Annotated in this window: 21 protein-coding genes; 7 read left to right on the top strand and 14 right to left on the bottom strand. The window is 66.7% G+C overall.

Going from position 1 to position 22,305, the window contains the following annotated elements; translation table 11 throughout:
* Positions 1 to 9: 9 nt before the first annotated feature.
* A complete protein-coding gene (locus tag MF6396_RS18495) occupies positions 10 to 1,323 on the bottom strand; it encodes a hypothetical protein (protein WP_078481245.1) in 1,314 nt (437 codons plus the stop codon).
* 693 nt (positions 1,324 to 2,016) lie between these two features.
* On the opposite strand from MF6396_RS18495, the gene MF6396_RS18490 reads away from it, so the two are divergent.
* The 5 genes from MF6396_RS18490 (at position 2,017) to MF6396_RS18470 (ending at position 7,074) form a co-directional block, all read left to right on the top strand.
* Entirely contained in the window at positions 2,017 to 3,519 is a 1,503-nt protein-coding gene (locus MF6396_RS18490) for an APC family permease (protein WP_043860061.1), read from the top strand.
* On the top strand, positions 3,479 to 4,069 hold the full coding sequence (locus MF6396_RS18485) for a DUF3156 family protein (protein WP_078481244.1): 591 nt from the start codon (positions 3,479 to 3,481) through the stop codon (positions 4,067 to 4,069). The genes MF6396_RS18490 and MF6396_RS18485 overlap by 41 nt, the downstream gene beginning before the upstream one ends.
* Before the next feature lie 117 nt (positions 4,070 to 4,186).
* Entirely contained in the window at positions 4,187 to 5,140 is a 954-nt protein-coding gene (feaR, locus tag MF6396_RS18480) for a transcriptional regulator FeaR (protein WP_058540261.1), read from the top strand.
* A 118-nt stretch (positions 5,141 to 5,258) separates the two neighbouring features.
* Positions 5,259 to 6,473 (top strand): multidrug effflux MFS transporter, encoded by a 1,215-nt coding sequence (locus tag MF6396_RS18475; protein WP_078481242.1) that lies wholly within the window; start codon positions 5,259 to 5,261, stop codon positions 6,471 to 6,473.
* Positions 6,474 to 6,489: 16 nt separating this feature from the next.
* Complete coding sequence (locus MF6396_RS18470) at positions 6,490 to 7,074, top strand: TetR/AcrR family transcriptional regulator (protein WP_078481241.1); 585 nt, start codon at positions 6,490 to 6,492, stop codon at positions 7,072 to 7,074.
* A 77-nt stretch (positions 7,075 to 7,151) separates the two neighbouring features.
* Here the strand turns inward: MF6396_RS18470 and MF6396_RS18465 are convergent, their stop codons facing one another.
* Positions 7,152 to 7,517, bottom strand: a complete 366-nt coding sequence (locus MF6396_RS18465) for a cupin domain-containing protein (RefSeq protein WP_058540258.1) — start codon at positions 7,515 to 7,517, stop codon at positions 7,152 to 7,154.
* Positions 7,518 to 7,552: 35 nt separating this feature from the next.
* A complete protein-coding gene (locus tag MF6396_RS18460) occupies positions 7,553 to 8,851 on the bottom strand; it encodes an NAD(P)/FAD-dependent oxidoreductase (protein WP_078481239.1) in 1,299 nt (432 codons plus the stop codon).
* Positions 8,852 to 9,030: 179 nt separating this feature from the next.
* Between MF6396_RS18460 and hpaR the strand changes: the two genes are divergently transcribed.
* A complete protein-coding gene (gene hpaR, locus MF6396_RS18455) occupies positions 9,031 to 9,453 on the top strand; it encodes a homoprotocatechuate degradation operon regulator HpaR (RefSeq protein WP_043860068.1) in 423 nt (140 codons plus the stop codon).
* 81 nt (positions 9,454 to 9,534) lie between these two features.
* On the opposite strand, the gene hpaI is transcribed toward hpaR, so the two are convergent.
* The 8 genes from hpaI to MF6396_RS18415 all read right to left on the bottom strand — a co-directional run bounded on the left by hpaI (position 9,535) and on the right by MF6396_RS18415 (position 16,827).
* Positions 9,535 to 10,338 (bottom strand): 4-hydroxy-2-oxoheptanedioate aldolase, encoded by an 804-nt coding sequence (gene hpaI / locus MF6396_RS18450; RefSeq protein WP_058540257.1) that lies wholly within the window; start codon positions 10,336 to 10,338, stop codon positions 9,535 to 9,537.
* Between the two features lie 15 nt (positions 10,339 to 10,353).
* Positions 10,354 to 11,157, bottom strand: a complete 804-nt coding sequence (gene hpaH, locus MF6396_RS18445; protein WP_043860070.1) for a 2-oxo-hept-4-ene-1,7-dioate hydratase — start codon at positions 11,155 to 11,157, stop codon at positions 10,354 to 10,356.
* 12 nt (positions 11,158 to 11,169) lie between these two features.
* Positions 11,170 to 12,474: an MFS transporter gene (locus MF6396_RS18440; protein ID WP_043860071.1), complete on the bottom strand. Its 1,305-nt coding sequence runs from the start codon at positions 12,472 to 12,474 to the stop codon at positions 11,170 to 11,172.
* Positions 12,475 to 12,524: 50 nt separating this feature from the next.
* Positions 12,525 to 12,920 carry a 5-carboxymethyl-2-hydroxymuconate Delta-isomerase gene (locus tag MF6396_RS18435; protein ID WP_043860072.1) on the bottom strand — a complete coding sequence of 132 codons (396 nt, stop codon included), beginning with the start codon at positions 12,918 to 12,920 and terminating at the stop codon, positions 12,525 to 12,527.
* 19 nt (positions 12,921 to 12,939) lie between these two features.
* Entirely contained in the window at positions 12,940 to 13,797 is an 858-nt protein-coding gene (gene hpaD / locus MF6396_RS18430) for a 3,4-dihydroxyphenylacetate 2,3-dioxygenase (RefSeq protein WP_043860073.1), read from the bottom strand.
* Between the two features lie 119 nt (positions 13,798 to 13,916).
* Positions 13,917 to 15,377, bottom strand: coding sequence for a 5-carboxymethyl-2-hydroxymuconate semialdehyde dehydrogenase (gene hpaE, locus MF6396_RS18425; protein ID WP_043860079.1), 1,461 nt, complete (start codon positions 15,375 to 15,377; stop codon positions 13,917 to 13,919).
* Between the two features lie 5 nt (positions 15,378 to 15,382).
* Positions 15,383 to 16,156: a fumarylacetoacetate hydrolase family protein gene (locus MF6396_RS18420; RefSeq protein WP_054914429.1), complete on the bottom strand. Its 774-nt coding sequence runs from the start codon at positions 16,154 to 16,156 to the stop codon at positions 15,383 to 15,385.
* On the bottom strand, positions 16,156 to 16,827 hold the full coding sequence (locus MF6396_RS18415; RefSeq protein WP_043860075.1) for a fumarylacetoacetate hydrolase family protein: 672 nt from the start codon (positions 16,825 to 16,827) through the stop codon (positions 16,156 to 16,158). The genes MF6396_RS18420 and MF6396_RS18415 overlap by 1 nt, the downstream gene beginning before the upstream one ends.
* 151 nt (positions 16,828 to 16,978) lie before the next feature.
* On the opposite strand from MF6396_RS18415, the gene hpaA reads away from it, so the two are divergent.
* Positions 16,979 to 17,881 (top strand): 4-hydroxyphenylacetate catabolism regulatory protein HpaA, encoded by a 903-nt coding sequence (gene hpaA / locus MF6396_RS18410; protein ID WP_078481238.1) that lies wholly within the window; start codon positions 16,979 to 16,981, stop codon positions 17,879 to 17,881.
* Positions 17,882 to 17,998: 117 nt separating this feature from the next.
* Here the strand turns inward: hpaA and MF6396_RS18405 are convergent, their stop codons facing one another.
* Genes MF6396_RS18405 through MF6396_RS18395 form a run of 3 tightly spaced genes read right to left on the bottom strand, consistent with a single transcriptional unit; the run spans position 17,999 to position 22,012 of the window.
* On the bottom strand, positions 17,999 to 19,573 hold the full coding sequence (locus MF6396_RS18405; RefSeq protein ID WP_078481236.1) for an ABC transporter substrate-binding protein: 1,575 nt from the start codon (positions 19,571 to 19,573) through the stop codon (positions 17,999 to 18,001).
* Positions 19,574 to 19,576: 3 nt separating this feature from the next.
* A complete protein-coding gene (locus MF6396_RS18400) occupies positions 19,577 to 20,773 on the bottom strand; it encodes an LLM class flavin-dependent oxidoreductase (RefSeq protein WP_078481235.1) in 1,197 nt (398 codons plus the stop codon).
* 15 nt (positions 20,774 to 20,788) lie between these two features.
* Positions 20,789 to 22,012 (bottom strand): alpha/beta fold hydrolase, encoded by a 1,224-nt coding sequence (locus MF6396_RS18395; RefSeq protein ID WP_078481233.1) that lies wholly within the window; start codon positions 22,010 to 22,012, stop codon positions 20,789 to 20,791.
* Positions 22,013 to 22,305 lie beyond the last annotated feature (293 nt).

Raw genomic sequence — 22,305 nt, 5'->3', positions numbered from 1 at the left:
CCAGCCAACTCAGAACGGCATCGCCAGCGTCACCTGGCTGTACAGGTTGGTGCCATTGCCGCCCACCTGATTGCCCCCCGTGTTCTCATCCTTTTTCGGCTGGTACAGCCCCACCAGCGGGCTGACGATCAGGTGCGGGCTGACTGCCCATTCCACGTACAGGTCCAGCTCGCGGGCACCGAGGTTCAGCGCGTTGCGTGTGTGCAGGGTATCGAAGTCGAAATACAGCGCGCCCAGGGTCAGGTTCTCCAGTGGCTTGGCCACCAGGCCCAGGTGATGCACCCCGGTATTGCTGTTGAACGGCCCCGCGTAGTTGGCCGCCACCTCACCCTGGAACCAGGTGCCGTAGCCGGTGCTCAGCCCGGTGAACAAGGCATCCCAGCCTTTGGAATAGCGGGTGTAGCGGTAGGTCAGGCTGGGTGCCCAGGGCAGCTCGGCGAAGGTGTAGCCGGCCTCGGCGTACCAGGCCTTTTCCGGGCCGGCCTGCTTGTCCTGCCAGGCGTATTCGAAGGCGAAGCTGGCGTTGTCGATACCGGCGTTGCCTTCGCCGCGCAGGCTGTAGGTGTCCATGCCGTCGCGTTGGCGCTGGAATTCGCTGGCCCATTGCTCGGTCACGCCCAGGCCGTGAACCCAGGTCAGCCCCAGGGTGCCGGCCGCGGTGGTGTAGTCCAGGGTGCCGGCGGCCAGTTCGGTCTCGGCCTGGGCGCGGTTGTCGGACTTGAGCCACAGCGCGCTGGCGTGCACGCCACGCTCGCCGCCCAGGCGCAGCACGGCGGTGCGGTCGAAGGCGTGGCGCGCCGCCAGGTAATAGGCGCCGCCACGGTCCAGCGCGCCGTCGGCGGGGCCTTTGCCGAGGTTGGGGCCGTCGTCGTTGATCAGAAAGCCGCGGCCCAGCTTGACCACCTGACGGCCGAATGAGGCATCCACGCCATCCTTGCCCAGCAACGGGAACAGTTCGCCGGAGCGCCAGCCGAGGTAGGCGTCTTCCAGCTTGGTGGTGCGCTCGGTGCCGTCGGTGTTGCCGCCTGCGTCGCCATCGCCCCAGGTGGCGGAACTGACCCAGCTGAGTGCGCCGTAGGCACTGCCGTTGCCGGCCAGGCGCTGGTCGCCGCTGATTCCATACTTGATGAAGCCCTCGCGCCAGGTCGAGCCGCCGGGCGTGGCGTCGTAGTTCTTGCGGCTGTTGAACAGGCCGTACACCGCCAGGATGTCGGCATTCAGGTGGGACTCGTCATCGGCGTGGAGCTCGATGGCCTGGGCTGATGGCTGGGCCAGCAGCGCAGCCAGGCTGAGGGCGGCAAGCAGGTGAGGGTGCAGGTTCATGGTGGTGGGGTCCCCGGGTTGGCGTGAGTGGTGGCCATTTAGGGCGGGGACGGTGGGGGCTGTCTTTGATCTGGCTGCCACATGGATTGATTGTGTGCGCCAGGCGGGTAGGTGCCGGGGTGCTTGCCAGAAGCAGGTTGCTTGGGGCTGTGAGGTCGGCTTCTGCCCGCAGGGTGTGTCAGGCAAATCGGGTGCGCTGGTTTTGCTGCCGCTTTGCGCCAGATCGCGGGGCAAGCCCGCTCCCACGGCCTTGCGGCCAGAAGCAGGTTGTTTGGGGCTGTGAGGTCGGCTTCTGCCCGCAGGGCGTGGGAGTTGGCTTGGCCGACAATCGAGCGCGAAGCGGTCGTAAAACCTGAGTGCAGGGTGTGTCAGGCAAATCGGGTGCGCTGGTTTTGCTGCCGCTTCGCGCCAGATCGCGGGGCAAGCCCGCTCCCACGGCCTTGCGGCCAGAAGCAGATTGTTTGGGGCTGTGAGGTCGGCTTCTGCCCGCAGGGCGTGGGAGTTGGCTTGGCCGACGATCGAGCGCGAAGCGGTCGTAAAACCTGAGTGCAGGGTGTGTCAGGCAAACCGGCTACGGCCAGAAGTGCCCTGGCAGGCTGCAACAAAACCCCAGGCAGCCACGGGCAAGACGCCAGTCAACCGCCAGCGCACAGTGGCGCATAACCACAACAACGGCATTCGAGGTCGCTCATCATGTCGCTCAACCACACCCTCAGCGTGCACCTGAACCGTGGCACGGTCGGGTTCCCCACCGCGCTGGCCAGCACCATCGGCCTGATCATGGCCAGCCCGGTGATCCTCACCGCCACCACCGGTTTCGGCATCGGCGGCGGTGCGTTCGCCGTGGCCATGCTGATCGCCATGCTGATGATGCTCGCCCAGTCGACCACCTTCGCCGAAGCCGCCGCCATCCTGCCCACCACCGGCTCGGTGTACGACTATATCAACTGCGGCATGGGGCGCTTCTTCGCCATCACCGGCACGCTGTCGGCCTACCTGATCGTGCACGTGTTCGCCGGCACCGCCGAAACCATCCTGGCCGGGGTGATGGCGCTGGTGAACTTCGAACACCTCAACACCCTGGCCGAATCCGCCGGTGGCTCGTGGCTGCTGGGGGTGGGCTTCGTGGTGGTGTTCGGCATCCTCAATGCGTTCGGCATCAGTGTGTTCAGCAAGGCCGAGATCATCCTCACCTTCGGCATGTGGACCACGCTGATGGTGTTCGGCGTGCTCGGCCTGATCGCCGCCCCGGCGGTGCAACTGGACGGCTGGTTCGGCGCGTCGCTGGTGGGCACCGACCTGATCACCGTGCTGTCGCTGGTGGGCATGGCGATGTTCATGTTCGTCGGCTGCGAGTTCGTCACCCCGCTGGCACCCGACCTGCGCCAGTCGGCGCGCACCCTGCCCAGGGCCATGGCGCTGGGGCTGTTCGGCGTGGCCTCGTGCATGTTCATCTATGGCGCGGCGATGAAGCGCCAGGTCGACAACGTGCTGCTCGACGCCGCCAGCGGTACGCACCTGCTGGACACGCCCATGGCCATTCCGCATTTTGCCCAACAGGTGATGGGCGATATCGGCCCGTTGTGGCTGGGCATCGGTTTTCTGTTCGCCGGCGCCGCCACCATCAACACCCTGATGGCCGGGGTGCCGCGCATCCTCTATGGCATGGCGGTGGATGGCGCGTTGCCCCGGGTGTTCACCTACCTGCACCCACGCTTCAAGACGCCCATCGTGTGCATTCTGGTGGCGATGCTGATCCCGTGCCTGCACGCCTGGTGGCTGGGCGGCAACACCGACACCATCCTGCACCTGGTACTGGCGGCGGTGTGTGCCTGGAGCACCGCCTACCTGCTGGTGACGCTGTCGGTGGTGATCCTGCGCATTCGCCGGCCCGACCTGCCACGGGCCTACCGCTCGCCGCTGTTCCCGCTGCCGCAATTGCTGTCGAGCGTCGGCATCGGCCTGGGCATGTGGTTCATCACCCCGCCGGGCATGAACCCGGCCCAGGTGTACGTGCCATTCGCCTGGATGCTCGGCGCCACGGCGGTGTACGCGCTGTTCTGGACCCTGGTGGTGCAGAAGGTCAACCCGTTCAAGCCGGCCTCGGTCGAAGAGGTGCTGGCGCGCGAATTTGCCCACCAACCGGGAGTCGAGCATGGCGCATACCCTGCCCACACTGTGGCAAAGGCTGTTTGACCGCGCGCCCTCGGGCTACCGCCCCGGGGTGACGCTGGCGCACCTGCAGCGCAACCTCGGCCTGGCCGGTTGCGAGGTGCTGGGGCCGGGCAGTGCACGCTACGCCCTGGCCGATGGCAGCCTGGCGTTCGAGGTGCGTGAGCGCACCGAGTCGCAGTTGCTGATGCACCTGGTGCTGTGCGAGTTCCGCCTGCAGGTGCCCGGCCCGCAACAGGGCACGGCGCGGCTGGCGTTGCAGCATACCGGTGCACTGCGGCGCAGCGGCCTGCGCTGGCGCCGGCTGCGTGGCGAGCGGTCCTGGCAGGCGCGGCTGGAGCAGGCCCTGGCCCACGACCCGGCCCTGCAACAGGCGCTGATGCCGCTGGATTTCAAGCGCCTGCACCTGGACCTGGCAGGCGGCTGCTGGACCCTGACCCTGGAGCACATGGGCGGCAGCGAGGTGGTCAACCGCATGCCGGCGTTTCGTCGCTACATCAGCCTGAACCCCGCACAGCGTGACCTGCTGCTGGCCGCATTGAAAGGTCTGGCGCGGCTTGTCGAAGGCCTCTGAACCCGCAGACTGGCACCAAAACTGCTTCCACCCTGGCGACGACGAACGTGTTGCGTGCATATAGCTAACATGTTAACTATTGCCCAACAAAAACAAGATGCCATCGTGGAGGTACCCATGAGTACTCATCAACTCGCCGGCACTGCGCTGGACCGCTGGAATGCCGACATGCAGCACATTTGCGGGCATTTCGAGACCGAACTTGCGTTCAACCGCTCGCTGTTCATCGGCGAGATTTCCACCTGGTCACGCGGCGGCCTGGCCCTGGCCAACCTGCGCACCAACGCCGGGCTGATCCGCCGCGACGGCATCAAGCCCGACCGCGACAACGACCAGCACTGCTTTCTGGTCAGCCAGCGCACCGGTTTCTCTCAGGTCACCCAGAACGGCGTCAGTGTGCAGCTGGCACCGGGCGAGATGCTGCTGATGGACGCGGTCGGGGCCTGTGAAATCATGCCGTTCGGCCTGATCGAACACGCCTCGCTGTCGCTCTCGCGCGAGGCGGTGTGCCGGCAGTTGGGGGGCGATGCGCGTACCTTCGGCAAGATCTCCCAGACCAAGGCCTGCGGGCGCATGCTGCATGTGCTGATGGATCAGCTGTGCAAGGAAAGCGCTCCGGGGGAGGGCGAGCTGGCCGAGGGCCAGGCCCTGCACAGTGCATTTCTGTCGCTGCTGGGGTCGGCCCTGGAGGGCGGCGATGACCAGGTGCAGCCGGGCGCGGCGCTGCACGGCGCCAACCTGCGCAGCTATGTGCAGAAGGTGATCGACGAGTCCCTGGGCCAGCCTGGCCTGTCGCCGGTGAACCTGGCCAACCGCCTGAACATTTCGGTGCGCCACCTCTACCGCCTGTTCGAAGAGCAGGGCGACAGCGTGTGCCGCTACATCCAGCGCACGCGCCTGCAACGAAGCGCCGACGACCTGGCCAACCCGATCCTCAAGACCGAGTCGATCACCACCATCGCCTACAAATGGGGCTTCACCGATTCGGCGCACTTCAGCCGCTCGTTCAAGAAACAGTTCGAACGCTCGCCCAAGGACTACCGCTCCCATAGCCTGGCCGGCCCGGCCTGATAAACCACTGGCTTGACCCTGCGGGGCACAGTGTATAGGCTCGCATGTTCTGGCTACCTACCGGTCGGTAGGTTGGCATTCGGCAGCCAGACCTGTGACCTTTTTGTGGATTCGAGCTATGCACACCCCGCAGTCCCCCCACGTGAAATTTGCCGTGTCCCTGGCGCTGATCGGCGCCCTGGGGCCGTCGGCCATCGACATGTACCTGGCCAGCATGCCGAGCATCGCCGCCGAGTACGGCGCGACCTATGCCGGGGTGCAACTGACGCTGACGGTGTTTCTGCTGGCCATGGGCGCCGGTCAATTGCTGTTCGGCCCGCTGGTCGACACCCTGGGCCGGCGCCGGCCGCTGCTGGCCGGGCTGCTGGTGTTCGTGCTCAGTTCGCTGGCCGCAGCCCAGGCGCCCAGCCTCGAAACCCTGCTGGCGGCGCGCTTTGTCCAGGGCCTGGGCAGTGCGCTGACCCTGGTGGTGATCATGAGCATGGTCCGCGATGTGGCCGAAGGGGCGCGCGCCGCGCAGATCTTCGCCCTGCTGATGACCGTCGAGGGCCTGGCGCCGGTGCTCGCACCGGCGGTGGGCGGTTTTGTGGGGGCGCACCTTGGCTGGCGCGCGATCATGTTCACCCTGGCCGGGCTCGGCGTGCTGGTGCTGTTGAACTCGGCCTGGGTGCTCAAGGAAACCCTGGCCGCCGACAAGCGCCAGCCCTGGCAGCCGCGGGACATCCTGCGCACCTACCTGCGCATCGGCAGCGATGGCCAGTTCCTGCGCCCGGCGCTGGCGCTGGCGGCGGTGTTCTTCTTTCTGTTTGCCTACATCGGCGGTGCGGCGTTCGTCTACCAGACCCACTTCGGCCTGTCGGTGCAAGCCTTCGGCACGCTGTTCGGCGCCACCGGGGTGGCAATTCTGCTCGGCGCCATCGCGGCGGGTCGGCTGGTGGCGCGCAAGGGCCTGCTGCGCCTGGCCAAGGCCGGTGCGGGGTGCCTGCTGATCGGTTCCCTGGTGGTGCTGGCAGGGGCCCTGGGCGCGGCGGGGCTGGCCGGCATCGTTGCCGGCATGGCGCTGGCGATGTTCGGCCTGGGCATTCTCGAGGCCACGCTGATGTCGCTGGTGATGTCTTCGCAAAGCCGCGCGCTGGGCTCCACGGCGGCGTTGCTGGGCTCCTTCCAGTTGATCATTTCGTCGTTCGCCACGCCGTTGTCGGGCATCATGGCGCCTTTGGGCGCGGCGCACTGGGCGTCGCTGCTGGTGATTTCGGGTGTTGTCGTGGCGCTGCTGGTGCGCGCCTGCACCCGGCACGCGCCGGTCGAGGCGAGCAGCCTGGCCGGGCATTGATACGGGAGAACCCTGCATGAGAACCCTCACGCCTTCGGCGCAGAAGGTCTGCGCGATCGCGGTCGAGCAGTTTGCCGAGCATGGCTACGATGCCGCCTCGCTCAACGACATCGCGGCGGCGGCCGGCATGCGCAAGCCGTCGCTGTATGCGCACTTCAGCAGCAAGGACGACCTGTTCGAGGCGGTGTTCGAGCGTGCGGTGGAGGCCGAGCGGCTGTATGTGGAGCAGTGCTTTGCGCAGTGCGATGACGCGTTGCCGGGGGCCGGCTATGCCCACTGCCTGGGTGAGCGCTATCAGCAGTCGGCGCACCTGCGGTTTCTGCTGCGTACCGCGTTCTTTCCGCCGGCGGCGCTGCGGCCGATCATCTCGGCAGGCTTCGAGGGGTACCTGGCGCGGCTGGGCGAGGTGTTCGAGCAGGCGCTGGGCACGTGCCTGCCGCAGGTGCCGGTGGCGCGGCGGGGGGTGTATGTGGACGCGTATCTGGGGGTGGTGGACAGCCTGAATGTAGAGCTGATCTATGCCGGGCCGCAGGCGTACGCGCGGCGGTTGCGGGCGATGTGGGTGGTGTTCGGGGATGCGCTGGGCGCGGCACCGAGGTGATGCCTTCGCCGGCAAGGCCGGCTCCTACAGGCACCGCGTCATCCCGTAGGAGCCGGCCTTGCCGGCGAAGAGGCCCGTCAGGCCACCGCCAGGTAATGCTTCACGAAGCTCTCGCTCAGCACCTCCCACAGCACCGGTGTGCCCTTGGTCACGAACCAGCTGTCGCCCACCTTGTACAGCGTGCTCTGCCCGGTGCTTTCATCGGTCAGGCGCACTTCGCCCGTCATCACCGTGGCCTGCTCGTTGAACGGGTAGACCATGCGGAACCTGCCCTGGGTGGTACCGAAGTAGGCGCTGCTGAGCGCGTCGGTCGGCGCGCCGAAGGTCATCTTGCCGAAGGCACGCACCTCGCCTTCGAGAATCTCCGAGCCCAGGTCGGCAACGGTGCCCCAGGCGTCGAGTTCGCCGAGCTGGATGTTGTGCTTGAGTGCAGTCAGGGTCATGGCAGTGTTCCTTGAACAGTGGAAAAAAAGGGGGGTCAGCGCCGGCCATTCCAGTACCCCGACAGCTGGTGCCAGGATTTGCCGGCCGTGAGCAGCAGCGGGCGGATATGGTCCTTGCCGACAATCGTCGGGCGCGGGATCGAACTGACCAGGTCATAGCGGGCCGAGCCTTCGCTCATGCCCTCGGCCAGCACCTTGCAGATGATGTGGCTGGGCGTCACGCCGAACCCGGAGTAGCCCTGCACGTAGAACGCATTGCTGCGCCCGGGCAGGGTGCCGACCTGCGGGAACAGGTTGGGGCTGCAGGCCATCGGGCCACCCCAGGCCAGGTCGATCTTCACGTCCTTCAGGTACGGGAAGATCTTCAGCATCAATGCCCGGTTCCAGGCCTTGAGGTCGCGTGGGATATGCTCCACCAGCGGCGTCGCGGCGCCGAACAGCAGACGGTTCTCGTTGGTCACGCGGTAGTAGTCGATCACCGGGCGGATGTCGCTGTAGGCGCCGCGAATCGGGCTGATGCGCCGGATCAGATCCTCGGGCAGCGGCTCGGTCATCATCTGGAAGGCGTAGGTGTTGATGGTGGAGCGGTGCAGTTCGGGTTCAAGCCTGTTCAGAAAGCTGTCGCAGGCCCACAGCAGCTTGCTGGCGCGTACCGAGCCGCGGCCGGTGCGCACGGTGATGCGCTCGCCGTACTGCACCTGCAGCGCCGGGCTGTTCTCGAAGATGCGCACGCCATGCCCGGCCACGGCCTTGGCCTCGCCCAGCAGCAGGTTGAGCGAGTGCACATGCCCGCCGCCCATGTGCAGCAGGGCGCTGCCGTAGGCGTTGGAGCCGATGATCTGGCTGACCTCGCTGCCGCCCAGAAAGCGGATCTCGTGCTGGGAATTCACCGACTTGAAGTCTTTCTCCCAGGCGCGCAGGGTTTTCTCCTGGCGGGCATTGAAGCCCATGTAGCCATAGCCGTGGCAGAAGTCGGCATCGATGGCGTACCGGGCGATGCGCTGCTTGATGATGTCGGCGCCCAGGTCGCTGATCTCGAAGATCTGGCGCAGGCCATCTTCGCCCACGGCTGATTTGATCTTTTCAAGGTCGTGGCCGATGCCGGCCATGATCTGCCCGCCGTTGCGCCCGGTGCCGCCAAAGCCCAGGTAGCGGGCCTCGAGTACGACGATGTTGGTGATGCCCTTTTCGGCCAGCTCCAGCGCCGTGTTGATGCCGGAAAACCCGCCGCCGATGATGACCACGTCCGCGTCTTCATCGTGTTCCAGGGTCGGGAAGCTCAGGTTGTATTTCTTGGTTGCCGTGTAGTAGGTCGGCGTTTCGATCGTGATCATGGCGCAGCCTGAAAAGTGGAGGAGCTTTCGAGGCCTATTAGGGGGCTTGGCGGGGTGGCGTGTCTTGATCCTGCGTGCCGCGTGCCTTGACCGCGGGTGCCAGCGCTGCGCAGGCGGGTAGGTGGCCGCCGGCTTCTTTGTTAAAGTGTTAACAAATAACCTGATGACCGTAGCCTTCCATGTCCAAACCTCGTGTTTCGCTGACTCTTACCTTGTTGCAAGCCCGCGAGGCGGCAATGAGCTTCTTCCGCCCCTCGCTCAACCAGCATGGCCTGACCGAGCAGCAGTGGCGGGTCATTCGTATCCTCAGCCAGCAGGGCGAGCTGGAGATCTACCGGCTGGCCGAACAGGCGTGCATCCTCAAGCCGAGCATGACCGGTGTGCTGGTGCGCATGGAGGCGGCGGGGCTGGTGTGCCGGCGCAAGGCCGAGCAGGACCAGCGGCGGGTGCTGGTCAAGCTGGCGGACAAGGGCGTGGCGTGTTTCGACTCCATGAGCCAGAGCATGGAGGCCAACTACCAGCAGCTGCAGGACCAGTTCGGTGAACAGAAGCTGCAGCAGTTGCTGGGGTTGCTGGAAGAACTGAAGCAAGTACGGCGCTAACTCATTCGTCGGCAAGGCCGGCTCCTGCAGACACGGCAGCCTGTGTAGGAGCCGGCCTTGCCGGCGAAGAGGCCCGTCAGATCAATACACCCCGCCAGCCTTGTCGACAGGTGCCGCCTCACCCTTGAACTTGCCCACCAACCCCTGCAACCCGCGCATCAGCACCGTGGTATCCACCCCCACCGCCACGAACGCCGCGCCCAGTTCGATGTATCGGCGCGCCAGCGCTTCATCGGCGCTGAGAATCCCGGCCGCCTTGCCCGCACGCTGAATCCGCACGATCGCGTCTTCGATTGCCGCCTGCACGTCAGGGTGCCCCGGATTGCCCCGGTGCCCCATCGACGCACTCAGGTCGGCCGGGCCGATGAACACCCCGTCCACCCCCTCCACGGCCGCAATCCGGTCCAGCTGCGCCAGCCCCTCGGCGCTCTCGATCTGCACCAGCAGGCACATCTGCGCATCGGCCTGGTCCAGGTAGCCGGGGATGCTGTTCCAGCGCGACGCCCGCGCCAGTGCACTGCCCACCCCGCGCACGCCCAGTGGCGGGTAGCGCATGGCGCGCACCAGCTCGCCGGCCTGGGCCGCGCTTTCCACCATCGGCACCAGCAGCGTCTGCACGCCGATGTCCAGCACCTGCTTGATCAGCGCGGTGTCGCCGATCACCGGGCGGATGATCGCCTCGCCAGGGTAGGGCGCCACCGCCTGCAGCTGCGCGAGCATGCCGCGCAGGTCGTTGGGCGCATGCTCGCCATCGATCAGCAGCCAGTCGAAGCCGGCATTGGCCGCCAGCTCCGCGCAATAGGCGCTGGCCAGCCCCAGCCACAGGCCGATCTGCGGCTCGCCACTGGCCAGGCGTTGTTTGAAACGGTTCACAGGCAGGTGCATGGCAGTCTCCGAAGGTCAGACAAAACGGCAGGCGATGGAACCGAGCATGTCGTAGTCGACATGGAAGGTATCGCCGGGGTTGGCGGCCACCGGCCGGGTGAACGAACCGCCCAGGATCACCTGGCCGGCCTCCAGCGCCACGTCATACGGCGCCAGCTTGTTGGCCAGCCACGCCACGCCCTTGGCCGGGTGGTTGAGCACCGCCGCCGACACCCCGGATTCCTCGATCACGCCGTTGCGGTACAGCACCGCCGGCACCTTGCGCAGGTCGATGTCGCCCGGGCGCACCGCGCGCCCACCCATCACCACCCCGGCATTGGCGGCGTTGTCGGAGATGGTGTCGAACACCTTGCGCGTGGCGCCACTGTGCGGGTCCACCTGCTGGATGCGCGCATCGATGATCTCCAGCGCCGGGATCACCCATTCGGTGGCATCCAGTACATCGAACAGGGTCACATTGGGCCCCTTGAGGGGTTTGCCGAGGATGAACGCCAGCTCCACCTCCACCCGCGGCACGATGAAGCGTTCGAAGGGGATGTCGCTGCCTTCGTCGAAAAACATGTCGTCGAGCAGCGCGCCGAAGTCCGGCTCGGTGATGTTGGACGACACCTGCATGGCGCGCGAGGTCAGGCCGATCTTGTGCCCGACCAGCTTGCGCCCGTCCTTGATCTTCTGCGCCACCCAGGCGCGCTGGATGGCGTAGGCGTCCTCGATGCCGATGGCCGGGTGGTCGAGGGAAAACTGGCGCACCTGCTCGCGGCTGCGCTCGGCGCGGTCGAGCTGGGCGGCGGCTTGAAGGATCTGGCTAGGGTCGAGCATGTTCGGCATCTCTTACTGGGGGTTGACGATGGCAGCCCGGGTGCGCAGCACCAGCAGGCCACCCAGGGCGATGAACAGGGCCAGCACGTACAGCGCAAGGCTGGCGCTGTGGGTGGTGTCGCGCATCCAGCCGATCAGGTAGGGCGCAAGGAACGAGGCGATGCTGCCGAACGAGCTGATCAGCGCGATACCGGCCGCCTGCGTGGTGTTGGACAGAAACGCCGGCGGCAGCTGCCAGAACATCGGCAGGGCGGCGCTGGCGCCCATGCCGGCGACGATCAGGCCGCCCAGCACCATCAGCGGGTTGCCCGGGGCCAGCCCGGCCACGGCGATGCCGAGTGCCGACATCAGCAGCGGCACGCACAGGTGCCAGCGCCGCTCGCGCTGGCGGTCGGACGAGCGCCCGCAGGCGATCATGAACAGGCAGCCGGCCAGGTAGGGGATGGCGCTGAGCAGGCCCACGCGGCCGTCGCTGCCGATACCGGCGCCGTGGATCAGGGTCGGCATCCAGAAGGCCAGGGTGTTGACCGCCAGCATCACCGCGAAGTACACCGCCACCAGCAGCCATACCTGACGGTTGCGCAGGATGCCGCCGAACGAGGTGATCGACTTGCGTTGCTCTTCGCTGGCCAACTGCTCGCGCAGGTGCTGCTTCTGGCCGGCGTCCAGCCAGCTGACGTGCTCGAAGCTGTCGGGCAGGCGCTTGAGCACCACCAGGCCCAGCAGCATCACCGGGGCCCCTTCGATCAGGAACATCCACTGCCAGCCGCGCAGGCCGGCGGCGTCGTGAAACAGTTCCAGGATGCCGCCCGACAGCGGCCCGCCGATCACCCCGGCCATCGGCACGGCAATCGCGAACAGCGCGGTGATCTGGCCACGGCGCCGGGCCGGGTACCAGCGGTTGAGGTACACCAGGATGCCGGGGAAGAACCCGGCCTCGGCCACGCCCAGCAGAAAGCGCAGCACGTAGAAGCCCGAGGCCGACTCGACCCACAGCATGCCGGTGGACAGCGCGCCCCACACGATCATCAGGGTAGCGATCCAGCGCCGCGGGCCGACCCGGTCCAGGGCCATGTTGCTGGGTACGCCGAACAGCGCGTAGGCGATGAAGAACAGGCCGGCACCGAAGCCGTACACCGTGTCGCTGAAGTGCAGGTCGCTGCTCATCTGCATCTTGGCGAAGCCGATGTTGATGCGGTCCAGGTGGGCAAACAGGTAGCAGACCAGCAGCAGCGGCATCAGCCGCCAGGTGACGGTGCCGTGGGTGGAGTCGTGCTGGGCAAGGCTGGCCGATGCGGCGGTATTGGCTGTGCTCATGATCTTGTTCTTTTTGGTCAGAGGGCCGATGGGGGAGCGCAGGGCCGGGTTCAGCCCGGCTGCTGCTGGTTCAGAAACGCGTGCACGTTGTTCTGCTTGAAGTTCAGTTGCGGGTGCAGCTCGATCATTTCGAACGACAGGGCCAGCAGGCGCTGGCTCTGCAGGTCGGCAAAGTGCTCGGTGATCACCGCGAACAGGGCCTTGGCCACCTGTTCGCGGGTGGCCAGGTCGCGCCCGTGGCCGACCTTGAGGGTCATGTGCACGAAGGCGTAGTCGTGCTGCCCGTCGGCCATGCGCCAGGTGTCCAGGCGCACCGCACGGCTGCGGATGCCGCCCAGCGGGAACACGCCCGTGGCGCCCAGGCAGTGGTGAACCTTTTCGAACAGGCCGGGCAGGTCGGCCTGGGCTTGGAGGTTGTCGGTGTACTCGGCGATGAAGTGGGGCATCCTGGGCTCCTTGGCGGGGTCAGACGGGGAAGATGGCGTTGATCTGGCCGGTGCCGGAGCTGCCGAACGGCTCGGTCAGCACCTCCACCGGCCTGTCGTAGTCGGCGCCGCCAAGCAGGCCCAGCAGCATCGCGGTGTCGTGCATGCCACCTTCGCCGTAGCAGTGGCTGGCGTAGTCGGGCAGCATCGCGCAGAACTCCCTGAAGCGGCCCTGCTTCCACAGTTCCACCACACGCAGGTCCATCTGCTTGTCGAATTCGCGGGTCCAGTTGTGGATGTTGGCCTCGGCGTTGCGGTCATCCGAGAAGCGGTGCGAGAGCGAGCCGGAGGCCAGCACCAGCACCTTGCGGTCGCTCTTCTCGATGGCCCGGCGCACGGCGGCGCCGAACGTGAAGCTGTCTTCCAGGCGGTGCCAGGCGCACCAGGCGGCGATGGACACCACCTTGAGTCTGTCGGCGGCGGGCACGTCCATGTGCATGTAGCGCATCGGTACCAGGGTGCCGTATTCCAGCTCCAGGCTCGGGATGTTGTGGGCCAGGGTGCGCACGTCGGCGGCATTGGCCTCCTGTGCGATCAACTCGCCCAGTGCCGGCAGGCCGGGGTACTCGAAGTCCATGTTCTTGATGAAGTGCGGCAGTTCGTTGCTGGTGTAGGTGCCCTTGAAGTGCTCGCCGCAGTTGATGTGGTAGCCGCTGTTGACCAGCCAGTGCACATCGAACACCACGGCGGTGTCGGCGCCCAGTTCGCGGGCGCGGCGGCCGATCTCCTTGTGGCCGGCGATGGCGGCCTCGCGGCAACCGTGGTGCTTGCCGGGCAGTTCGGACAGGTACATCGAGGGGACGTGGCAGACTTTGGCTGCGAGGACGACTTCGCCCATGGTGGTGTACTCCTGGATCTGTTGTTCTTGTGGTGGGTCAGGGCGGGTGCTTTCGCCGGCAAGGCCGGCTCCTACAGGGGTTGTGCCGTCTGTAGGAGCCGGCCTTGCCGGCGAAGCCCTCAGAGGCCCCAGCGCGGAATGGCGTGGCTGCCCATCGACACGCACACGTTCTTGATCTCGGCAAACACCTCGAAGCTGTACTGGCCACCTTCGCGACCGGTACCGGAGCCCTTCACCCCGCCGAACGGCTGGCGCAGGTCACGCACGTTCTGGCTGTTGATGAACACCATGCCGGCCTCGATGCCATGGGCCAGGCGATGCGCCTTGCCGATGTCCTGGGTCCAGATGTACGAGGCCAGCCCGTACTCGGTGTCGTTGGCCAGCTTCAGTGCCTCGGCCTCGTCCTTGAACGGGATCAGGCACACCACCGGGCCGAAGATCTCCTCCTGGGCGATGCGCATGCTGTTGCTCACGTCGGCAAACACCGTGGGCTGGATGAACTGCCCGCGCGCCAGGTGCGCCGGCAGGTTGGCCGGGCGCTCCAGGCCACCGGCCAGCAGGGTGGCGCCTTCCTCGATGCCGATGCGGATATAGCCGGTCACCTTGTCGTAGTGGGCCTGGGTGATCATCGAGCCGACCTGGGTCCTGGGGTCTTGCGGGTCGCCCACGATCAGGCGCCTGGCCCGCGCCGCGAACTCGGCCACGAACTGCGGGTACACGCTCTCTTGAATGAAGATGCGGCTGCCGGCGGTGCAGCGCTCGCCGTTGAGCGAGAAGATGGTGAACAGCGCCGCGTCCAGCGCGCGCTCGAGGTCGGCGTCCTCGAAGATCAGCACCGGCGACTTGCCGCCCAGTTCCATCGAGTACTTCTTAAGGCCCGCGGTCTGCATGATCTTCTTGCCGGTGGCGGTGCCGCCGGTGAACGAGATGGCGCGTACGTCCGGGTGACGCACCAGGGCATCGCCTGCGGTGGCGCCGTAGCCCTGGATCACGTTGAGCACACCGTTGGGGATGCCGGCCTCGACCGCCAGGCGGCCCAGTTCGTTGGCGGTCAGCGGCGACAGTTCGCTCATCTTCAGCACCGCCGTGTTGCCCAGGGCCAGGCAGGGCGCGGTCTTCCAGGTGGCGGTCATGAACGGCACGTTCCACGGCGACACCAGCGCACACACGCCGACCGGCTGGTACAGGGTGTAGTTGAGCATCTGGTCGTCGACCGGGTAGGTGTGGCCGTCCATGCGCGTGCACACTTCGGCGAAGAAGTCGAAGTTGTGCGAGGCCCGCGGGATCAGCACGTTCTTGGTCTGGTGAATCGGCAGGCCGGTATCCAGGGTTTCCAGCTCGGCCAGCCGGGGCACGTTCTGCTCGATCAGCTCGCCCAGCCTGCGCATCAGCCGCGCGCGCTCCCTGGCCGGGGTGCCGGCCCATTTGGGGAACGCCTCCCGGGCCGCTGCAACTGCCTGGGCGACTTCTTCGGCGCCGCCGCTGGCGACTTCGCCGATGGCCTCGCCGGTGGCCGGGTTGTAGTTGACGAAGACGTCCTTGCTTTCGACCTCACGGCCATTGATCCAGTGCTTGATCATCGGGTTCATGCCTCTTGCGGGTTCAGCGCGAAGAACTCGGCTTCGCTGACAATGCGGTTGACCAGGCGGCCGACACCTTCCACTTCCACCACCACTTCATCACCCGGCACCACGTCGGCCAGGCCTTCGGGGGTGCCGGTGGCGATCATGTCGCCCGGTTGCAGGGTCATGAAGCTGGACAGGTATTCGATCAGGTAGGGGATGTCGAAGATCATGTCGCGGGTGCTGCCCTGCTGCTTGAGCTCACCGTTGATCCAGGTGCGCAGGGTGAGGTTGGACGCATCCGGTACATCGGCCACATCGACCATCCACGGGCCCACCGGGGTGGTGGCGTCGCGGTTCTTCACCCGCAGGTTGGGGCGGTAGTAGTTCTCCAGGTAGTCGCGGATCGCGTAGTCGTTGCACACCGTGTAGCCGGCCAGGTACTGCAGCGCGTCCTCGCGCCTGACGTTGCGCGCCGGCTTGCCGATCACCGCCACCAGCTCGCACTCGTAGTGCATGTACTTGACGTTGTCCGGGCGCCAGGTGACCTGGTTGTGGCCGGTGTAGGTACCGGGCGACTTGACGAAGGCCAGCGGCTCGGTGGGTGCGGCAAAGGCCAGTTCGGCGGCGTGGTCGGCGTAGTTCAGGCCCAGCGCGAACATGCTGCCGGTGGCCGGCGGCAACCACTGCACCTCGTGCTCGGCGAGCAGGCGGCCATCGGCCAGGCGCACGTTGTTGCCATCTTCCACGGTCACGGCGTGGTCCTGGCCCTGGTAACGGATACGGGCGTGTTTCATCAGCGTTGCTCCTGTTCGGCCACGATCGGGTTGGCCAGGCGGCCCAGGCCGCTGATCCGGACCTCGACCTGATCGCCTGGCAGCACGTCCACGCGGCCTTCGGGGGTGCCGGTAATCAGCACGTCGCCTGCGTGCAGGGTCATGAACTCGCTGATCTCGGCGATCAGCTGCGGGATGTTGCGCACCAGGTTGGCGGTGCTGTTGTGCTGGCGCAGTTCGCCATTGACGAACAGCTCGATGGCCAGCTGATGCGGGTCGGCCACCTGCGCGGTCGGCACCAGCTCAGGGCCGAGTACGCAGAAACCATCGCGGCACTTGGCCTTGACCGCCGGGCGGTAGTAGCTGTCTTCGGGCAGGCTGAACTCGTTGACGATGGTGTAGCCGGCCACGTGCTCCAGGGCCTGTTCGACGCTCACGCGGCTGGCGCGCTTGCCGATCACCACGCCCAGCGCCGGGCCCGGCTGCAGGCGTTCGACACCTTGCGGGTACACCACCGGGGCGCCATGGCGGTTGCGCGTGTTGGGGGTCTTGATGAACAGCACCGGCTTGACCGGGGGCTTCTGGTACGGCGCCTGTTCGAATTCGGCGAGACGCTGGTTCAGCAACCCCTGGTAGTTCAGCGCAACGCCGAACAGGGTGCCGGTGGCAACGTCGTGCAGGGCACGGCTCATGCTCTTCTCCTGGCAAGGGCAGGGCGGCAAGCACCCTGCGGGACAAATCGTTAATGTGTTAACGTTATAATTAAGATGTTAACGAAAGGCAAGCGGCGCGTGTCAGGCGTTAAGCTGCCGGCAGAACAGGAACACAGCAGGAAACCCCGTCATGAACGAACGCACGCCGATTCCCAACATCAACATCGGGCAGGTCTACGACCAGCGGTACAGCGATGCCGAGGTGCATTACGACAAGCTCGGCAACCTGGCCGGCTTTTTCGGCCGCAACATGCCGGTGCACCGCCACGACCGCTACTTTCAGGTGCATTACGTCAAGAGCGGCACGGTGCGGGTGTACCTGGACGACCAGCAGTACGTGGAGTCGGGGCCGATGTTCTTCCTTACCCCGCCGACCATCCCGCACTCGTTCGTCACCGAGCCCGACGCCGATGGCCACGTGCTGACCGTGCGCCAGCAACTGGTATGGCAACTGCTCGAAGCCGACCCTGCGCTGGCGCCTGGGCCGCAGGTGGCGCCGGCGTGCGTGGCGCTGAGCAGGCTGGAGGGACGGTTTGCCGACGAGGCGCGGCGCCTGGTGCTGCTGTTCGACGAGCTGCACCGCGCGATCAATGCCGCGCAGGTGGGCCGTGGCCCGGCGCTGGACAGCCTGACCCGGCTGATCATGCTCAGCCTGCTGCGCCTGTGCGCGCGCTCGCTGCCGGCGCGCCAGACCCGGCATGAGGACCTGCAGGTGTTCCACCGCTTCAACGAGCTGATCGAGGCGCATTACCTGGAGCACTGGCCGCTGTCGCGCTATGCGCTGGGGGTAGGGGTGACCGAGGCGCGGCTCAATGACGTGTGCCGGCGTATCGCCAACCTGCCGTCCAAGCGCCTGATCCTGGAGCGCCTGATGCAGGAAGCCAAGCGCCTGCTGCTGTTCACCGGCAGTTCGGCCAACGAGATCTGTTACAGCCTGGGCTTCAAGGACCCGGCGTACTTCAGCCGGTTTTTCCTGCGCTATGCGCAGGTGACGCCGGGCGAGTACCGCCAACGGCAGGCGGGCGTGCGCTGACATGGCATTTTCCGTTTTTGTTGTTAGGCGCGGCAAGCGCCGCTGCCGCCATGATGGCGGTAGCGGTGTAACGGAAAAATGCCTTTTACAGGGGTGCGCTTGTACTTTTCAGAGCGCTCAGGCGGCGTTGTTCAACCACAGGTTTTCAAAACGCCAGGTGCTGAACAACGTCTGCTCCGGCGCCGCGCCGCCGACCTTGCGTGAAAACGCATCGAGCAGGTTGGCATAGCCCCAGATCAGCAGGCCGCCCTTGTCGTACTGGATCTGCTGCGCCTGGTGGACCAGTGCGGTGCGCCTGGCCAGGTCCGGCTGGGCCATGGCCTGCAGAAACAGCTGGGTGAACTGCGGGTCGTCGAAGTGGGTCTTGTTGGCCACCGCGAACGGCGCGTCGGTGTGCATGGCGCTGGCCAGGAACGGCGCACCGATGGTGCCGCCGGTGCTCAGCAGCCACTGGTCCTGCTGCGGGCCGTTGAAGGTGGCGCTGTCGACCTGGCGCACATCGAGGGTCACGCCGATGCGCCTGGCCTGCTCGGCCAGCACCAGCGCCGAGGCCAGCGCCGGCCCGGCGGTGGTCACCAGTTCCACCCGCAGGTGTTCCTGGCCAGCCTCGCGCAGCAGTTGCGCGGCGCGCTGCGGGTCATGGGCACGCGGGGGCAGGGCGTGGTTGAAGGTGGGGTCGAACGGGGCGTACAGGTCGTTGGCCACGCGGCCCTGGCCGTTGAGGGCGCGGCGCACCAGCTCGTCGCGGTCGGCCAGCAGGCGCAGTGCCTCGCGCACCCGCGGGTCGTTGAATGGCGGCTTGCTGGTGTTCATTTCGAACGACAGCCAGTTGCCGCTGATCGACGTCACCAGGTTCAGCCGCGGGTCGCGCTCGAGCACCTGCAACTGCTCGCTGGGCATGCCGTTGGCCATGTCGATCTGCCCGGCACGCAGCGCGGCCAGGCGCGAGACCTGGTCCTTGAAGTCGATGATCTCCAGTTCATCGGCATACGGCCTGCCGGCCTTGTAGTAGTTCTCGAAGCGGCTGAACACCGAGCGCTGGCCGGGGGTGAAACTCTTGAACCGGTAGGGCCCTGCGCCGACCGGGTTGGTGACCGGGTGATAGTCCACCGGCACGATGCCGCCGAAATTCACCCAGGTTTCCGGCAGTGGCAGGAAGCTGCGGCCGTCCTTGAAACTCAGGCGCACCGTGCGGTTGTCGAGCTTGACCAGGTTGTCGCGGTCCACCCAGTGCAGCAAGGCGGCGTAGGGCGAAGCCAGCTGCGGGTCGGTGAGGCGGCGGATCGAGAAGATCAGGTCGTCGGCATCGATGGTCTTGGCGTTGTGGAATTCCAGGCCCTGGCGCAGGCGCAGGGTCCAGCTGCGCGCGTCGCTGCTGGCCTCGGCGAACTCGGCCAGGGCCAGGCGCGGCTGCATCTGCTCGTCCCATTCCCACAGTTTGCTGTACAGCGCAAAGCCGCGCACGATGCCGCTGCCGATGGGCTTGTGGGCGTCGAGGTTGCCGGTCTGGCCGCCGTCCAGGATGCCCAGGCGCAGGCGCCCGCCGTGCCGCGGCTGGGCAACCCCGGCGGCGGGGGCGGGGGCCTCATCCGGGCCGCAGCCGCTGAGCAGGCTGGTGCCCAGCAGCAGGCCGCCGCCCATGGCCAGGCCCTGGCCGATGAACTGGCGCCGGCTGTAGTGGTTGGGGTTCATGGCTCAGGCTCCTGCCGCGCGCAACTGCGCGGTGGCCTGCACGGGCCGGCTCAGCGCCTGCCGTTCACCGCGAAAGTGCGGCAGGACGTGCTCGCCCAGGCGGTAGGCTTCTTCCAGGTGCGGGTAGCCGGCCAGGAAGAACAGGTCGATGCCCAGCGCGTTGTACTCGCGAATGCGCGCCACCACGTTGGCGTAGCTGCCCACCAGCGCCAGGCCCGGCGGGATGCCGATGTGGCTGAAGCCCGACCACACGTTGGGGTAGATGAAGAAATCGTCGAAGCCACGCTCGTCGTGCTCGGGCCGGTAGTCCTCCTCGTAGCTGAGCTTGCGCGCGGTACGCAGCCCTTCGTGGGCCGCCTTGGCCTTGGCGGCCCCCCTGGCCACGCCCTCGTCGAAAAAGCGCTTGGCTTCGGCCAGCGCCAGTGCCTCGGTCTCGCGGGCGATCACGTCGATCGACAGGCCGAAGCGGATGTCGCTGCGGCCGAACGTGAGCGCACGCTGGCGGATGTCGGCGATCAGCGCGGCGATCTCGTCGGGGTGCTCGGCGCGCATCAGGTAGAAGTCGGCATGCTTTGCAGCGAACTCGCGGGCGGCAATCGACGAGCCGGCGGTGCAGATCAGCGGCAGCTCGGCCTTTTTCTGCGGCCCGCGCAGGCCGCCGTCTTCGGCCTTGTAGAAGCGCCCGTCGTAGTGGAAGTGCTCCGAGTGCCAGTAGCCCTTGACCACATCCATGAACTCGGTGGCGCGGGCGTAGCGCTCGTCGTGCTCGGCCAGGTCGCCGACCTGGCGCTGGAGGGCGTCCGAGCCGCCGTTGATGATGTTCCACACCAGCCGGTTGCCGCTGGCGCGCTGGTAAGTGCCGGCCTGCTGCACCGCCACCCACGGGGTGTAGTGGTAGGGCTGGAACGCGGTGACGAACTTCAGCGTGCGGGTTTCGCGGGCCAGCAGCGAGCATACCGTCCAGGGCTCTTCGCCGGACGGCGCATTGACCATCAGCGCACCGCCGAAGCCGTTGATTTCGGCGGCCCGGGCAATCTGCCCCAGGTAGTCGATGTAGGTGAAGTGGTCACCGACCGCAAACCCCGACACCGCGCCGGTGCTGGCGCCGCCGGCATGCCAGTCGCCGCGGTTGCGCGGGTCGCCGGGCAGGAACTGGGTTTCACCGTGCAGCGGCAGGCGGGTAAAGAATTCGATGCTCATGGGCAGGCTCCTGGCTTATTGCACGCTGGGGTTGCAGATCGGGGTGACGGGCTGGTCGCTGAACACCTTGCGCGCGAAGGGCAGCGAGTCCTTGAGCGAGGCATTGACCGTCTCGCTGTGGCCCAGGCCCTTGTACAGGTGGCCCTCGACCACCGAGCCGGCAGCGCAGGCGTCCTTCATCAGGCTGACCTGGGTGACGGCAGCGGGGGTCTTGTCCTCGGCGCCGGTGCCGATGAAGATCGGCTGCGCAAGCTTGAGCGTCGGGTAGGAGACCTGCGCCAGCCACGGCTTGAGTTGTGCGCCGTCGTTGGCCTTGCGCGTGTTGGCCGGGGTCAGCCCGGTGCCGATCACATCGGCGGTGAGCGACGCCAGGCAGGTGGTGCGAGCCTGTTCGAACAGTGGCAGGGCCTTGTCGGTGTAGAAGTCGCGCGGGTCGATGCTCGGGTCGTACTGCTGCGCGGCCAGCAGGGTGTAGAAACCGTAGGCCAGTGACGCGTCGACCTTGTTCGGGTCCTGCTCACCCACGTTGCTGGCGCCCACGGTGTAGATCACCCCGGTACCGACGCTGCCCTTCAGGCCCAGGTCCGGAGCGTAGGTGGGGGCATAGGCGGCAGAGGCGAAGGCCCCGGCGCCGCCCTGGGACTGGCCGACCACCAGCACCTTGTTGGCCAGGCCCGGCACCCCGCTGACCACGGCGCGGGCCGCATCGAGGATGCCGTAGGCGGCCATGCGGTTGTTCAGCCGCGGGTGGCCGCCGGGCACGCCCAGGCCCTGGTAGTCGGTGGCCACGATGGCATAGCCCTCGTTCAGCCCGCGCGCCAGGTACTGCACGTCGCGGTACGAGCGGCCCGACCAGGACGGCGCGCAGATGTCGGCCACGCCGACGGTGCCATGCCCCCAGGTGACCACCGGCCAGCCGCCGGCCGGGGCCTTGCCCTGGGGAATGAACAGCGCGCCGGAGACCGCGATCGGGGTCTTGCCGTCGATGCCGTCGGTGGAGCTGTAGAGAATGCGCAGCTGGCTGGCCGCACCGGGCAGGCTGAGGGTCTGCTCCAGCGGCTCGCTGCGCAGCAACCTGCCGGGGGTGGCCGGGATCGCCTGTTCCCAGTGGTAGAACGCCGAAACGCGCCCGTCGCCCTGCAGCGGGTCGGGCGTGGGGGCGTAGGTGTCGGCGGCCATGGCGGCGCAGGAGAGGGCGAGCAGGCTCAGGCCGAAGGCCACGGAGTGCGGGAATTTCATCAGGGGCTTCCTTGGGCGAAACAACGATGCCGGGTGCAGAGCGAAAGCCGTGCCAGATGCTGAAATATTCACGCAACCTGCTGAATCAGAAGGGTTTTCCTGGTTTCATACAGACGCTGCCCAGCACCGCGCTGCTGATTTGCAAGCAACCCCCTGGGCCGGATTGCTGCTGTGGCAGCAGCGCCTCAGCAGGTGGTTTCTGATAGGTGAAATTGGAATATACAAAGATGAATTAATAATTATTTGTTCTAATTTGTTTCGTGCACTATGGGCCGGCGCTATCAATGCCAGGA

This window comes from Pseudomonas sp. MF6396, from assembly GCF_002018915.1.
In the GTDB taxonomy this organism is placed as follows: domain Bacteria; phylum Pseudomonadota; class Gammaproteobacteria; order Pseudomonadales; family Pseudomonadaceae; genus Aquipseudomonas; species Aquipseudomonas palmensis.
This window is presented reverse-complemented; position numbering and strand designations above follow the sequence as displayed.